We start from the raw sequence: 15,463 nt of genomic DNA, 5'->3' as shown, positions 1-15,463 counted from the left end.
CGGACGCGGAGAAGGCCGCCGCCAAGCAGGAGCAGGAGGCGGCGAAGGGCCAGGCCGAGCAGGAGAAGGAAGAGGCACTCGCCCGCAGCGAGCAGGACCGGGCCGAGGCCAAGCAGCAGCAGGCAGAGGCCAGGGCCGAGGCGGAGCGCGACCAGGAGCAGGCCCGGCGCGAGGCCGTACAGGAGAAGCTGCAGGCCAAGGCGGACGCCGAGCAGGCCAAGGCCGACGCCCAGTCCAACTACGAGCAGCAGAAGGCCGACGCCCGCGCGGAGCGCGAAGCGGCCGAGCAGGAAGCCGATCGGCAGCAGACGGCGGCGAAGCAGGAGTACGAGCAGGAGAAGGCCGAGGCCCAGGAGCAGCGCGACCAGGCGCAGCAGCAGGCGAACGCGGACCGGGCCGAGGCCAGGCAGGACTACGACCGCGCGATAGCCGGCGGCGCCGACGAACAGACGGCCCGTGAGGAGTACGACCGCCGGCTCGCCGAGATCGACTCCGCCGAGCGCGACGCCGTTCAGCAGGCCGACGCCGCCGAGGCGAACGCCAAGGACGAGTACGACGAGCAGAAGGCGGCGGCCCAGGAGGACCGGCAGCAGGCCCGTGCGGACGCGGAGCAGGCGCGGCGGGACGCCAGGGCCGAGTACGACCAGCGCATGGGCGACATCCAGGCCGACTACGACCGGATCGGCGCCGGTGACAAGAACATCGACGAGCTGATCCGCCAGCGCATCGCGGACCTCCCGCAGCCTCCCGACCTCTCCTCGTACGGACTGCCGGGTGCGGGCTCGGCCGGTTCGGCGTACTCCGCCGCGTTCAACGACAACCTCTACAACCAGGACGATCTGTCGTCGGCGCTGGGGCGCCCCCAGGAGGACGGGGCGCTCGCGGCCTCGAACGGCGCGGCCGGGGGCGGCGGGACGCCCATGATGCCGCCGATGATGCGGGGCGGCGGCGACGCCTCGGGCTCCGGCGAGCGGGTCCGCAACGTCATCGAGCCCGGTGTCGCCCGCTCCGGCCGGGCGGCCGGCGCCACCCCGGCCGTGGACGGCGAGGAACACGGCGTGGTCCCGAGGGCCACACAGCAGACCTCCAGCGGTACGCCCTTCATGCCGCCGATGGGCGGAGGCATGGGCGGTGGAGGGGGCGGCCAGCAGACGGAGAGCAGCGACCGCGAGCGGACCACCTGGCTGGCGGAGGACGAGGACGTCTGGGGCACCGACGAGGGCGGAGCGCCCCAGGCCCTGGGGCGCTGAGACGAATGGCGCGCGGGCCGTACGACGCGCGGGCCGTACGACGCGAGGACCGCAGGGCGTGCCGACTGATGTGAAGGTCAACCGACCAGTGAGGAGAGCGAGTTGAGTCAGCCGATCGAGGACCGGGTGGCCCGGGCGATGGCCCATCTCAAGGCGACGGAGGAAGCCGCGGCCAAGGTGCGGGGCGAGCTGGCCGCCGCGTCGGTCACGGCGCGTTCGGCCGACAGGTCGGTCCAGGTGGCCGTCGGCTCCAAGGGCGAGCTGACGAGTCTGGAGTTCCTCGACGGCAAGTACCGGAGCATGGCCGCCTCGCAGCTCTCCGCGTCGGTGCTGGAGGCCGCGAACGCGGCCCGCGCCGAGATGGCACGCCGGGTCGTCCACACGCTCGACCCGCTCACCAGGATGTCCGTCCGGGGGACCGCCCCGGAGCGGATGGGGGTCGACTGGGGCTCGGTCTTCGGATCGTTGCTCAGCGAGACCTCCGTCGCGGAGGAATCGACGGCGATGAGCCGGCTCCGCGACGAGATCCACGAGGACGAAGAGGAGCCCGCGGCCCCGCCCGGAGGTCACGGAGCCGGCAACAAACGACAGGGGAGCGCATAGCCATGGGTGACGACTACTCGGCCAACATGCCGGCGATCGTGGCCAGTTCGGGAGGCATCGGTGAAGGGGCCCGCCTCGCCGGGACGATGCTGCCCGGTTTCGAGAGTGCCATCTCCCAGTACGACGGCTGTTGGGGTGTGGAGGGTGACGGCGACCTCTTCGCCGACCAGGTCGGTCCGCAGGCCCGGGAAGAGCGGGACCAGGTGGTCAAGACGCTGGGAGACGTCGCCAACGGCTATGTGAATCTTGCCTCCGCGGTCCTTCAGGAGGCCCAGAACGTGCAGAGGCCGCAGAACCTCGCGATGGAGGACATCGCGTCGCAGAGCGCGGAAAGCGAAACGCGTCGCTAGATGGCGATCAACTTCTCTCCCGAGCTGCGGGAGTTCATCAAGTGGTGGATGGACGCCAATGTGGCCAGCGGCGATGAGGACGTGGGCTACAGCAGCCGTAATCCTTATATCCGGCTGGCCGAGGACATCGGCGCCTTCTCCGACGCGATGAAGGCCGCGATCGCCGAAGCCGGAAACGCGCTTCCGGCGGCGATCGCCAAGGAGTTCGTCGCCGCGCTGAAGACCTTCGTCGACGACGGCGGCCAGAACCATCTCGCGGATTTCGCCAAGGAACTGCGGGACATCGGCCGCCGGAACGTGGGCCGCTCCATGGTGCTCGCGGAGGGCAAGTACAACATCCTCATCGAGTTCATCATCATGAAACTCGAACTGGCCGCGCTCGCCGTGCTCGCGGTGTTCACCGGCGGGACGTCGCTGACCGAGATAGCCGTGGTCCGGTCTCGTACGGCGCTGGCCATGCTGTTGATCGTGCAGCGGATGGGACACGCCGTCCCGACTCCGCTCTCGGCGATCCTGGAGGCGATCCAGGAGGCGTTCGTCACGTTCGCCGCGCAGATCATCTCGATGACCGCGCCGGACGAGGACGACCGGCGGCGGGACGACTTCGACTGGTCGGACATCGGGCAGTCCGCGGTCATGGGGGCGCTGGCGGGTGCCTTCAGCGGCATTTTCTCCCAGGTGACCGACCCATGGATGAAGAGCTTCTTCAAGAACAACCCGGGGTGGAAAGAGGTCTTCGAAGTCCCGCACGCCTTCGTCAACGAGGGCCAGGCCGAGACCTTCGCGGAAGCGTTCACGAAGTTCTTCTACGAGGGCACGTTCACCATCAATCCCGGCACGTTCGTGAGCGCCGGAACCAGCGGTGCCCTTTTCGAGGTCGCTTCCGATTTCGCCGGTGGCGGCGGAAAGTGGCTGCACAACCAGTTCTTCCAGAATCCCGACCTCGGCCTGGGTGACACCGGTCAGCTCAACGGCGGTGCGGGGGACGGGAATTCGGGCGGTGGCGGGAACGGGGCCGGGAGCGGCGGCGTCGACTACGACCCGCCGGCCCCTCTGCCGACCGCCGATTCCGGCCCCGACCCGAACGCCAACCTCTACGTCCCCCCGCTCGACCACGGAACCGGCCCCGAGCCCTATGTCGCCGGCGACATCGGTGGCATCGGTGGCATCGGCGACCCCGGTGGCACCGGTGGCACCGATGTCTTCGACGACAGCGCGTCGGTCTCCAGCGATGTCAGTGACCACCCGTCGGTCTTCAGCAACGTCGGCAACTTCAACGACACCGCGTCCGTCTCGGACTACGGCGACGACCTCGACGCGTACGGGCCGCAGGGGGCGGTGACCGACGGCGGCACGGGCGCGTACCCGGGCGCGTACCCGGGCGCGGTGGCGGGCGGGGCGACCGGCCCGGGGGTGATCGGCGCGGCCAAGCCGCCGTACTCCTACGGCTCCTCGAACCTGTACGACTCCCCGGAGCCCGGCGGGGACAACGACGAGGTCGACACGGTCCCCGCCCCCGCCGTCGACGAGATCGCTCCGCTCCCTTCGGGGACGCCGAGCAGCGAATCCGTCTTCTCCACGCTCAACCCCCTGGACACGACACTCCCGGGCGGCGACCCGTCCGCCGGCGCCCCGCCGATCCTCCCCGCCACCGCGGGCTCCGCCGCCCCCGTGGCGCCGTACGCCCCGGCCGCCGCCACCTCCTACCACCAGGAGCCGGACAGCCTCCTCACCGACGACGAACAGCCGGCCCCACCGGACACGGACCCCGCCGAGTCGCCCGCGGGCCGGCCGGGCGCGGGCGCCAACGGCCCTGCCGCGGAGGAGGTCGTACGGGAGCGGACGTCCGACGACGAGAACCCCACGCCGCACGAGGAGGACGCGGCGGAGTCCGACGCCGAGGCGGTGCCCGCGGACCGGGACCGCGACCCGCTGAGCACGGACGGAAACCCCACAGCCCGGCCGGACCTCACCGCACCGGACCCCATCGCACCGGTCGGCTCCGTGGCCGGTCCGGCGTTGGCCGACGGCAGCGTCCAGAGCCCGTTGCCGCCGTTGCCGGCAGCCGTGGGAGCCCCTGCCGGTGGTCATGCGGTCACCTCTGCCGGTGGTCCCGGCGGTCCGCAGGCCGCTGCCGTTCCGCAGCAGCGGCCCCACGCCGATTCCGGTGAGACCGTCGCGGCCGACGCCCGCGCGGCCGACGGCCCGGCCGGTTCCGCCGCGTCGTCGCCCCCGGACGCGGTCGCCCCCGACTCCCGTACGCCCCCCTCCTCGGAGGAGCCCGCCGAGCGTTCGGCGGTGCCGCGGACCGACTCGGACGTCCCGCCGCCGTTCCGGCCCGTACGGACCGAGTCCGAAGCCCCGCCGGTCGTCCCGACCGGCGACACGCAGGATCCCGCCACCCGCACCGCCACCCCGTCCACCGCCGAACGCTCACCCGCCGAAGAGGACCGGGACGCCGACGCGACGGCCATGGCACAGCTCCCGGGCGACCCGGACCGGGCGCCGGACAGCCGGACCGGCCCCGGCAGCGCGGGGCCGGTGTCCGGTGTCCGGCGCGACGACGCCGTACGCCGGTGGATCGCGGGGCACGTGACGACGGAGGACCTGCCGGCGGACGGACGCGGGCCGGAATCGCTCGACCGGGTGCGGCAGTCGATGGTGCGGCTCGACTCGTGGCCGCCCGCGCTTGACGCCGTCGCGGCCGGCGCCGCGCGGCGGATCTGGCGGTCGACGGGTGCGGAGTTCCTGGGCGCCGACGAGCGGGAGGCGCTGGCGAAGGACGCGACGCTGGTGGACGCGTTGCGCACCAGTCTGCCGGTCGCGGAGTTCGCCTCGGTGGCGGCGGAGTTGCTGGTGGAGGTGCCGAGCGGGGTGGACCGGCCCGTGTCGGCGGGGCGCGAGGCGCGGGCGACGCTCGCGCGGATGCTGGCCGATCCGGTCGTGGCCGCGCGGCTGCTGAAGGGGGGCAACAAGGGGGTCGTGGTGCCCAGGGGCGAGGCGATGACCTCGCTGTCGCCCTTCCGCCACCTGAAGGGGCGGACGATCGACGGGCAGGGCGGCCGCATGTGGGACGGCGCCCGTGGAGTCACGCTGACCGACCCGCCGACGGGGACCGACCACCCGGCGACGGCGATCACCGAGGAGAACCTCCTCGGCGAGACCACGGGCGTGCCGCGGGCGGACAGGTTCGCCGCCGGATACTCCACGACGGTCCACGAGTTCGCGCACATGATCCACGTACACGGGCTGAGCGACGCCGACCGGAAGCTGATCGAGCGGGCGTACGCCGAGAAGGTGGCCCGGGGCACCAAGGTGCAGTGGCCGGACGGCCCGCTGTACGGCCCGGACCGCCAGGACGCCGGCAGCCGCAACTACTCGTCCCGGAACGCCTACGAATACTTCGCCCAGGTCACCAACGCCTACTTCGGTACGAACAAGGGGCGGGACCCGTACACCGGCCGCCGGAGGAAGAACGGCGCCCGCTGGGTGCGGAAGCAGGAGAAGACACTGCTGCCGCTCCTGGAGCGGCTGTACGGCACCGAACCGGAGAGCGGCGGCGCGAACCCGGTCGGGCGGACCCTGGCCGAGAACCGGCTCTACGAGGGATTCCGCGCGCTGTGGGATCCGGAGAAGAACACCTACCGGCCGAAGCCTCATGACCCCGCACCCGTACCCGCACCCGCGCGTGGGTCCGCGGCTCCCGGGAAACAGACCGGCCGGGTGCCTGGCGGCCGGGGCCAGGCAGCTCCGCGTCCGGTCGCCGTCGAGAGCAGCGCCGTCGGCGCCTTCTGGAACAGGGGCGTCGGCGGCACCGTGTCCGCGGCGGTTCCGGTCGCGGCGCTGGCGGCGCCTCCGGGCGAGGGCCAACCGGACACCGCACCCTCCGCCGCACCGGAGACCGCGCCTTCCACCGCGCCCTCCACCGGCTCGGAGTTCCGTTCCGTCCATGAGCCGAGGTTCCCGGAGTTCTTCGCCGGGCCGCCCCGGATCCGGGGCGCGTACGCGGCGCGGTCGGCGGAGTACGGGCGGGCGGCCGCGCTCGCGATGGCGGCCGACCCGCAGGTGCAGGAGTACGCGCGCCAGGCACTCTCGCGGCTGATCGACGACGCCCGGAGACGGTTCGGCGACGCCGACCGTGCGGCATCCGTCCAGATGGCGCTGTTCGACCAGCGGTCACTCGACGGGTTCGACACCAGGAGCGCGTTCGAGCGCCTGCTCAGCTCCGAGAACCGGGCACCGTTCGACGAGCTGATGGAGGCTATGGAGCGGGTCGGGGTCTGGTACGCCCGGGAGCTGGGGCTGACGCCGCCGGCCGGTGTGACGCGGCGGGAGCCCGAGTGGGACGCCGCGATGGAACGGCGCGGGTACCGGAGGTCCGACCGGCTGACGGCCGGGCAGCTCGATCAGGCCCGGCGGATCGAGTTCATGCTCATGCTCTACCAGGGTCTGAACTTCCCGAACGGTGAAGTGCGTGAGTTCCGGGACGCGTTGGCGGCCTGGCAGCTGTCACGTCCGGACGCGCTGCCGTGGGAGTGGTTCCTGGACGTCTCGCGCGGGGCCGGGGCGTGGGACGAGCAGATGGAGCCCGATCCGTGGCTGACCGATCTGTCCCGGGTGCACGGGTGGATCCACGGCGTGCTCGCCCCCCTGGACGGGCTGGCCCGCGGGGAGTCGGCGGACGACCGGACGGTCCGGGCGCTGCTGGAGCGGCCGCCGCATGTGGAGTTGTACGCGCAGGCGACGGAGGCGCTGCTGACCGGGGAGATCACCGGGCAGGGCGACTGGGTGAACCCCCTCGACGTACTCGGGCACGGGCTGAGCCACCACGCCGACCCCGCTTCGGGGGCGGACGTGTGGCAAGCGCGCCGGGAGGCCTGGCGTGATCTGCTGCGCAATCCGGGGGCCGCGTACGCGGTGCGGTTCCTGCAGCGCGGGCACGCGATGGCGCTGACGCTGGCCTCGGGGCCGGACGCGCGGTTCTTCGTACCGGGGCTCACCGTCGACCGGCTTCGGGCACTCGTCGTGGCCGCGGGGCAGCAGGCCGGGCCGGCCGGCCGGTCGTCGTGGCCGCTGCTGATGCTGCGCGATCCCCGTATCCGCGACGTGGCCGACCGGCCCGGGACCCCGGCGGAGGTGCGGGCGGCGGTCGAGGCCTTCGCCCGCGGTGTCGACGAGCGGCTGCCGGCCGAGGTGCGCGGGCACGCGGCGATGGCCGAGGAGGCCCTGGACCTGCTGCAGGCCGAGCCCGCGGACGGGGGCTCCATGTGGTTCCCGATGATCGCGCCCGGCCCACTGTCCGCCGAACAGAAGCCCTTCGCGGCGGAGGGCTTGGAGATGGAGCTCCCGGCGTTCGACACGGGGATGTCGAACCGCGACGCCGCTCTCGCGAGACTGCGGGAACTGGAGCGACAGGCGCGGCCGGGAGCAGGCCACCCGATGCTGGTGGAGATCAGGAACCCGGTGTCGCTGCGCAAGACCTCGCTCTTCTCACGGACCCCGGGCACCCATGTGGTGCAGTCGCCGTCCCCGGTCCGTACGAGGAACGCCATGTCCGGTGTCGCGACGGACGCGAGGACGGGCCGGTGGTACGGGCATGTGATCGCCACCGAGGTGCCGCGGGCGTTGTCGGAGACCCCGTGGAACAACGAGATCCTGTTCAAGGACCTGTACTCGGAGTCGGGCGCCCTGATCGGCATCACCAGCCTCAACGCCGCGGCGCACTCCCGGTTCCCGGCCCTGAGCGGCTACCGGATCTACGACGAACGCACGGGGACGACCGGCGAGCGGCAGGACTGGCAGCTGCCGGTGACGTCGGCCTCCGGGCCACCCGGATTCGTCGTCAGGTCCGCGCACGGCATCCGGCACTCCGTCATGGTGCCCGGGCGCTTCGGTCCGAAGGCCGTGAGCGGTTCGCAGGACGGCAGCATGACCGCACAGTGGTCGGCGGCGAGGGTGCCTCCCTACCTGCCGCTGCTGCTGGTTGTCTGCTCGGCGGGTACCGGCTCTCCCGCCGCGGTCTCGGCGGCGCAGTTGTCGGCCGATCAGCAGCCCGCGCGGCGCGTCACCCACGCGGCGAACACGACCGTCACCACCCGGGCGGCCGTCCCGGATCTCCAGCTGAGCCCCGGCTGGGGGGCGGCCCAACCCCAGGTCGTGCCGTTCACGGTGCGGGACACGCGGGATTCGGCCGTACCGGCGAACCCGACCGATCCGTACTTCGCCGGCCAGGCGGCGCGCTATGGCACCGACCCCCAGCAGTGGGACCAGATCGCGGCGGACTACGAGAAGGCACTGGGCGAGCGCCTGTCCGACGATCCGGCGGCGCACGACGTCCTGCGGGAGACCGTGACGGCGCTGGCCGCCGCCGGTGGACCGGGCGCACCGGCCGGTCCGAGCGGCCCGGCCGATCCGCGTGACCCGGCCGAGCTGATGGCCGTCGTCGCGGGCGCGGCGGCCGCCAGGCACCCCGGGACGCTGTTCCGACTGGCCGCCGACGAAGCCGCGGTGAGGCAGCTTCGTGCCTGGCGCGGGATCAGGGTGAACCAGGGCACGGCGTTCAGTACGCGGAACATGTACCGGATGTACGCGGACCTGGGGTTGCCCGGCGACCGCTTCCCGTCGTTCGTGAAGGCCGTGTTCGGCTGGGGGCTGTCGCGGGGATACACCCTCGCCGTGCTGGTCAGCGATCTGGAGACGTCCGCGATGAGCGCGAACCAGGGCGCGCTCACCGCGGCGCTGGCCGGTGGCCAGGTGCATCTGCACGGGCTGGCCGACACCATGTTCGCGCCGCGCGAGGGACTGCGTCCCGGGAGTCTCGCCGACCGGCTGCGTCCGCCGCACCGGCGGCTGTACGCGGGGTTCATGTCGTCGGACTCGGACACCGTCGGCGGTGTCCAGGTGCCGGACGGGCTGTCGGACGCCGTGCGGACCCTGTCGGAGGCCGAGGACCTCCCACCCGTGCCGGCCGGTGCCGGGTCCCGTCTGGGTGCGGCCAGTTGGGCGGCGCGGCATGCCGCGGCCCGCGGCTGGGACGGCGAGGACTCTCCGCTGGACCGGCTCGATCCGGCCCAGGTGAGCGCGCTGTACGCGCTGAGCCTCGACTCGAACCGCTCGTGGCTGGAGTCGGGGATCGAGGATCTGCCCGCCGCCGAACGCGGGGCGGTGCTGGAGCCGTTGGTACGGCAGGCGATGGACACGGCGCTGGCCGAAGGCGAGTCGGCCGTGCCGCCGCTGCTCTCGCGGCCGGCGTTGAACGCGCTGGTCGAGGAGGCGGAGGAGACGGACCCGGACAGCGACCTGTTCGGCAGTCTCCGCGACGAACTGCACGCCATGGCCCCCGGGTTGACCCAGGGCCTGTCGTCCCTGATCCCCGCGTACGTGGGCCTGGCGGCGGAGGGGCTGGCGGAGCTGCCGCCGGTGAACCGCCCGGTGTTCCTGGCCTTCGTGGCCCCCGCCGAAGGCGACCCGGAGAGCCTGACAGCGCTGAACGTACGGCAGTTGCAGCGGGTCGCGCCGGATCCGGAGGCCGCGCTGACCGCCCTCGGACCGGTCCCGGTGGGCGCCCGCCGGGTCGTGGTCATGGTGGAGAAGTCCTCGGCACGCGACCACACCGCTCTCGCGGCCGACCCGAGCCGCCGGCAGCTCCGGTACGCGGCGCCGACGGACCTGCTGGTCAAGTCGCACGGCGAGACGACCGACCGCCACGGCAACCCGTACGCCGCGCTGCGGGCGATCGAGGTCCCCTCCGCCGACCCGCAGACAGCCCTGAACGCCGTCAAGGCAGCCGCCGACGCCACAGAACTCGTCTCGGCCCCGGTACCGGCCGGCACCTCCACCCAGACCTACGCCCCCACGGACGACTCCGCACGGCCGGGCGACGATGCCGGTGACGTCTCGTCGGCCAGTGGGAGCACCATCTCGGCCGGACCGGGCGTGGCCACGACAGAGCATGCCGAGCCCACGGCCGAGCCGGGTCCGGCGTCCGAGCCGGCCGTCGCCAGGACCGATGCGGCTTCCGCACCCCGATGGGTGGGCGGCGATCCGATGGCTCCCGACAGTGCGCAGGCGGCGGCCGCTGATTCGGCACGGTGGACAGAGGCCGTGCGGATGGTGTTCGGTGCCGGCATCGAGACGCACCCGCGGTTCGCGGGCCTGGTGCGGGCGGTGGGCGTCCTGGAGCGGTTGGGCGGGGCTGATGTCACCGCTGACGACGGTGCGGTTCTGGACCGGCTGGCCCGGCGCGTGCTTCACCTGGGCGGCTCCGGTCCGGTGGAACGGGCCCAGGCGGCCGAGCTGCTCAGCGTGGTGGACAAGGCGAACGCGGACGGCCGGGTGGAGAGCCTGGCGGCGGTCGGCGCGTTCGACCTCGATCGCCGCGGTGCCCTGGACCCCGAGTATCAAGTGCTCTCCGACGACGGCTCGGTCGTCGGCCTGGACTGGACAGGTGCCGCGCCCGAGCTGAACCTCGACAAGGTCCGGGTGGCGTCCTCGACCGGTACCACGCTGTCCACGGCCGAGGCGCCGTGGCGGGGTACACCGTACGTCGTGATCGCGGACGGCGGTTTCGACCACCTGATGGTGCGTACCGCGGACGGCACCCTGTTGCGGGTGGAGGACTGGGAAGAGATCGGTCATCTGCTTCGGCACGATTCGAAGCGGCCCGCGTCGGCCCCGGTGCTGCTGCTTGTCCCGTTCGGCGGTGCGGAGGGCCTGGACGGGCCGCGTGCCGTCGCCGATGTGCTGGGCGCGAGGGTCTGGTCCACCGACGGTGAGCCAAGCCTGAAGCCCGCCGAGGACGGGATTCTCCGTCCGACCCTGATCAGACCGGCACCGGACCCGGACCCGGTGGTCGCCCGGTCAGGGGGTTGGATACCGAGCGACCCCGGCTATCGTCCGAACGCGCCGGAAGGCGTACTGAGGTCGCTGGACGGCACCCTGTACCCGGACAGCGCGGTGCACACGGTCACCTATCTCAGCAGCGACGGACAGCAGTTGACCGGCCGCGCTTCGTATCCTCCCAATCTGACCAGCGGTTGGGCCGAGGAGCGGCACCGGCAGCTGTCCGACGCGACCCACTTCACCCATGTGGAGATCGCGACACAGCGGGACACCGACGAAGTCGTGGTCGTGCGAGAGAGCGAGCCACGGCGCCTGCCCTGGACCGGCAGGGTCTACGTCATGGGTTTCCACGGACATCGGCCGGATCCGGAGGAGGGCGACGAAGCCTTCGGCTTGCTGGAGATGACGGACGGGTCCACCGAGGGATTCCCGTTCGACCAGATCGGCGGCTATTTCGGGCGGCGCGGAAGCATGGTGGCTCTTCCGCCGGATCTGCCAGTGGTCGCGGACGCGTGCCTTGTGGCGGGCGATCCTCTTGGTGATCCACTGGAGGTACCACGTGGTGGCCAGATCCTGTCGAACTCCGAAAACCGGACGGTGTGGGCCAGCGACGCGGACCTGATGTTCATGGACGCGCGAAACGGACTCCCGGCGAGGTTCCAGCTGGTGACCGACGACATCGACGATCCGGATGTCTCCTGGACGGAGTTCCGGCCCGAGCCGGGAGACACCGAGTTCGAGGATCTGGCGGGTGAACTGGACGAGGAGGGAGTGGCAGGAAGTCCGTCGTTCGAGAAGAGGGCCCTGCGGTGGGTGCGGGCGTTGCGTCTGACGTACGGGGCAGGGGTCGGTGACCATCACGGTACGTACCTGGGGCTGCTCAACGGGTTCGCGGCGCTGGAGATGATGCGTGGCCTCGACGGGGACGGGGCACTGCTGACCTGGGGCCGTCTGCAGGAGGTTGTCGACGAGTTCTTCGCCGGTCGGGGCGTACAGGCTCCGGTGTTCCCCGTGGCGCTGCGGCTGATGCTGGCACGGGCGGCCGCCGCGGCGGGATCGGGAATCGGTCTTTCCCAGTTCTTCGCGCAGGCGTCGGCGGGAGGCACTTCCGCACAGCCGGTGCACGGTGGCGATCCGCTGGCGCCCGATGGCGCGCAGGGCGCGCAGGTCCCCATGGCGCCGGGTGCGGTCACGTCCGCGGCGGATGCGCGGGACGGGTGGCCGAGTGCGGTGGTGCGGGGGGCGGAGAGCAGGGGCGGCGACCGGTGGTGGGCCGCGCGGGAGGCGGCGTTGGCGGTGCGGGTCGAGCACCGGTGGATGAATCCGATCTCGAAGAGCCTGGACGCACAGGGCAAGCCGGCGCAGACGACGGTGAACGCGTCGTTCGACGCGCGGCGGTTCTGGTTCGGGGGAGAGGTGCACACCGATCTCGAGGTGCGGGTGGCGTTCACCAACGCGGGGTCTTTCGCGGAGCAGGACGTGGCGGACTTGTGGGAGCGGTCGGGGTCGGGGATCGAGGCGCTGTTCAACGCGCCGGAGCACCGGTTGCCGAACGGGGATCTGCTGCACTACACGCCGGTACTGGTGCCGGCCCCTGCCGGGGACGTCCATCTCCAGGTGGAATTGTTCGCGCCGTCCGCCGGACGCTCCAAGTCCCATCATGCCTGGCCGTTGAACGCGACAGCTCAGGACATCGGCCACGAGGCCGGGCATCAGGTCGGGTTGCCGGACGAATCACGTCGTGCGGGCGATCCGGACTTCGTGCTGGATGTGGCGGGCAGCGCGATGGGGGACTACACCAGGCCGGTGGACCCGGATGCCCGGGTGGAGGAGTCGTCCGGTCGCGGCCGACGGCAGCAGTGGGTCGGGGGCGGTCTGGCCGACGGCGGTCTGCGGGACCGGAATGTGCAGCGGTTGGAACGCGTCATCGGCGATCTGCCGTTGTCGACGGGCTTCGTCGACCCAGCCTTGAGGGGCGGCGGCGCCCGCTCCCGTAACCTCCCCGGCGCCCCGCCCCCGTCAGCCGCGGAGCACCCGGCGCCCCGGAGTCCCCGCCCGGCCGACGTTCTTTTCGAGACATCACCGTCCGACGCGGGCGCGATCGCGCCGTACGGGATTGCCGCGCAAGCGATCCACGCGGGTGGGGATACGTCCGCCACGGACGGGGCGATCGACGCGGGCCCGGGAATCTTCGCCACGGGCACGACCGCCGATGCCGGCCCGGAGACGACCCCTGTCGCCGATCCCCTCCATGACCAGCTGGCGCTCGCGTTCGGGCCGGCCACGGCCGCCCGGTCCGACTACCCGGAGCTGTACCGGGCCGCCTCGCGGCTGGACGCGCTCCGCTCGGCCGAACCGGGGGCGGACCAGGGCGCGTTCGACCTGGAGGCGGTGGCCCGCCGGGTGCTGGGCCTGGCTCCCGGCACGGCGGTGGGCGCCGACGCGTATGCCGCGCTCCTCGCCGCGGCGACGGACCCGGCCGCCGCGCAGGCGGTCGGCCTGGACACGGTGGCGGCGGTTCACCTCAGGAACCTGGGCGTCTTCGACGACCGGTTCGCGCTCACCGCTCCCGAGGGCACGGCGTACGGGTGGAACTGGGGGCCGCGGCGGATCTCGGACCTGAACCTGGCCGAGGTCGGCGTCCAGCGCCTGAACGCGGACGGCAGCAAGGGAGCGCGCTCCATGGGGCCCGCGCCCTGGAGGTCCCGGACCGGGGGGCACCGGCCGCACGTCGTGGTCGCCCCCGGTGACCAGGACCACGTCCTGGTGCGGGACCGCGCCGGCGCGTCGCACCCCGTGCCCACCCCGGTCTTCGCCGAACTGATGGCTCTCGACCCGGTCCTGGCCGCCACGCCGCGGGACGTCCCCGGGCTGCTGCTCGTCGACCGGGCCGGAGACGGCTATGCGGACCTGCCGCGCCGCGTGGCCCACCGCCTCCGCAGGGACGTCTACGAGACCAGCGGCGACCTGGACCTGGCCGCCCCGGAAGGCTCCTCCACGCACACCGTCGCCCTGCTCGACTCCCCGGTCGCGAAACGCGGGTTCTGGATCCGCAGCCGCCCCCGACCGGTGCTCCGTCCGGTCGACCGCGTGTCGGAAGAGGACCGCCGGATCGACAGCCATCCCGTCGCCGACGACCGGGGCGAGTCGGTCGGCCGCACGATGGGGTCCTCCCGCGAGCTCGCGGGGCTGAGGGAGGACGGCCTGCGCCACGTCGGCGAGATCACGACCTACGTGGAGTTCAACCCGGCGACGGGGCAGCGCGGTGCCGAGTACCCCCTCCCTCGCACGGGCCCGGCGGACGCCGCCTATCGCTACGCCGGGCACGGCTGGCCGGGCTTCACACACTTCGTGCTGACGACCAGTGACGACGACTACCCGCGGGGCGGGGAGCACGCCAAGTGGCTCCGGCGCCGGGCGAGCGTGCAGGACCTGCTGGAGCGGCGCCGCGAGGACGCGTGGCTCGACGACATCGTCTGCTGGGGCGCCGCGCCCGGCGCGACCTTCGACCTGAACAAGGGGTCCTCGACCCCGTTCGTCGCGGACGTGTTGCGGGTCGGGATGCGCCCGGTGGGCCAGGAGCACGCCAACGAACTCGGCGTGAGGGTCCGGGGCGGTATGCGGACCGCGGCGATCGCGCGTGAGAGGCGCGACGGCGTGACGCGGTACGTCTTTCTCGCCCTCACCGACATCCACGGCCGGGGCGGGCCCGGGTTCTTCGTGGACCTGGAGCCGGAGCCGCTCGGGCAGGAGCTGGACGAACCGGCGCGCGTCGCCGGCCTGCACAGCGGGGACGGCCCGGCCACCGAGGAGGTGCGCGCGACCACCCGGCGGCTGGTGTACGCGCTGCGGCAGGTCTTCGGCCACGCCATCGACCACGCGAACGACCACGCGGAACTGCTGCGGGGCATGGGCGCGCTGGAGCGGATGCGGCAGGCCGATCCGCTGCTGGCCTCCTTCGGTCCCTTCCACCTGGGTCTGTTCGAGCGCGCGGCCCGTGCGGAGCGGGAACGGCTGGCCGCCGAGGACACCGACGACGACAGCGACAGCGACGACGACAGCGACAGCGACAGCAGTTCGGTGTCCGACGAGTCCGAGGCCGACGACGCCATCACCCGCGACGGAGCGCCGGACGAGGGTGACTACCGCTCCGTACTGACATGGGCGGCCGAGGAGGCGACCCACCCGGACGGTCTGCCCCGGCTCACCGACCATCCCCGGCTCGGCGGTCTGCGCGCGACGGCGCAGTGGCTGCACGACGCCCACGGGGACGACGGGTTCAGCGCGTACACGGCCGACGTCCTGCGCCTGCGGGGCATCGATCCGGCGGTGGGCGACGACGAGCGCTCCGACATGTTCTGGGCCGTCGTCAAGGTCGCCGAGTGGCTGGCCGGGGATGTCGACCTCGACTCCGCCGCC

General features: G+C 72.8%; 3 protein-coding genes and 1 pseudogene (1 of these 4 only partly in view). All 4 read left to right on the top strand.

The features are described from left to right. A pseudogene (locus ACH4YP_RS18680) lies at nucleotides 1-1,250 on the top strand (hypothetical protein); the annotation flags it as partial. Between the two features lie 102 nt (nucleotides 1,251-1,352). Beyond that, complete coding sequence (locus ACH4YP_RS18675; RefSeq protein WP_361063566.1) at nucleotides 1,353-1,853, top strand: YbaB/EbfC family nucleoid-associated protein; 501 nt, start codon at nucleotides 1,353-1,355, stop codon at nucleotides 1,851-1,853. A gap of 2 nt (nucleotides 1,854-1,855) precedes the next feature. Further along, nucleotides 1,856-2,203: a hypothetical protein gene (locus tag ACH4YP_RS18670; protein WP_361063563.1), complete on the top strand. Its 348-nt coding sequence runs from the start codon at nucleotides 1,856-1,858 to the stop codon at nucleotides 2,201-2,203. Further along, on the top strand, nucleotides 2,204-15,463 hold the 5' end (the start) of the coding sequence (locus ACH4YP_RS18665) for a lonely Cys domain-containing protein (RefSeq protein ID WP_398491220.1). The gene runs 21,015 nt beyond the window's last position; the window shows 13,260 of its 34,275 coding nt (coding positions 1-13,260); it begins with the start codon at nucleotides 2,204-2,206; the stop codon falls past the right edge of the window.

The sequence above is a fragment of the Streptomyces sp. NPDC020747 genome (assembly GCF_044334695.1).
Classification (GTDB): Bacteria; Actinomycetota; Actinomycetes; order Streptomycetales; family Streptomycetaceae; genus Streptomyces.
Note: the sequence above shows the minus strand (reverse complement) of the source record. Positions and strands in the feature narration are given on the sequence as shown.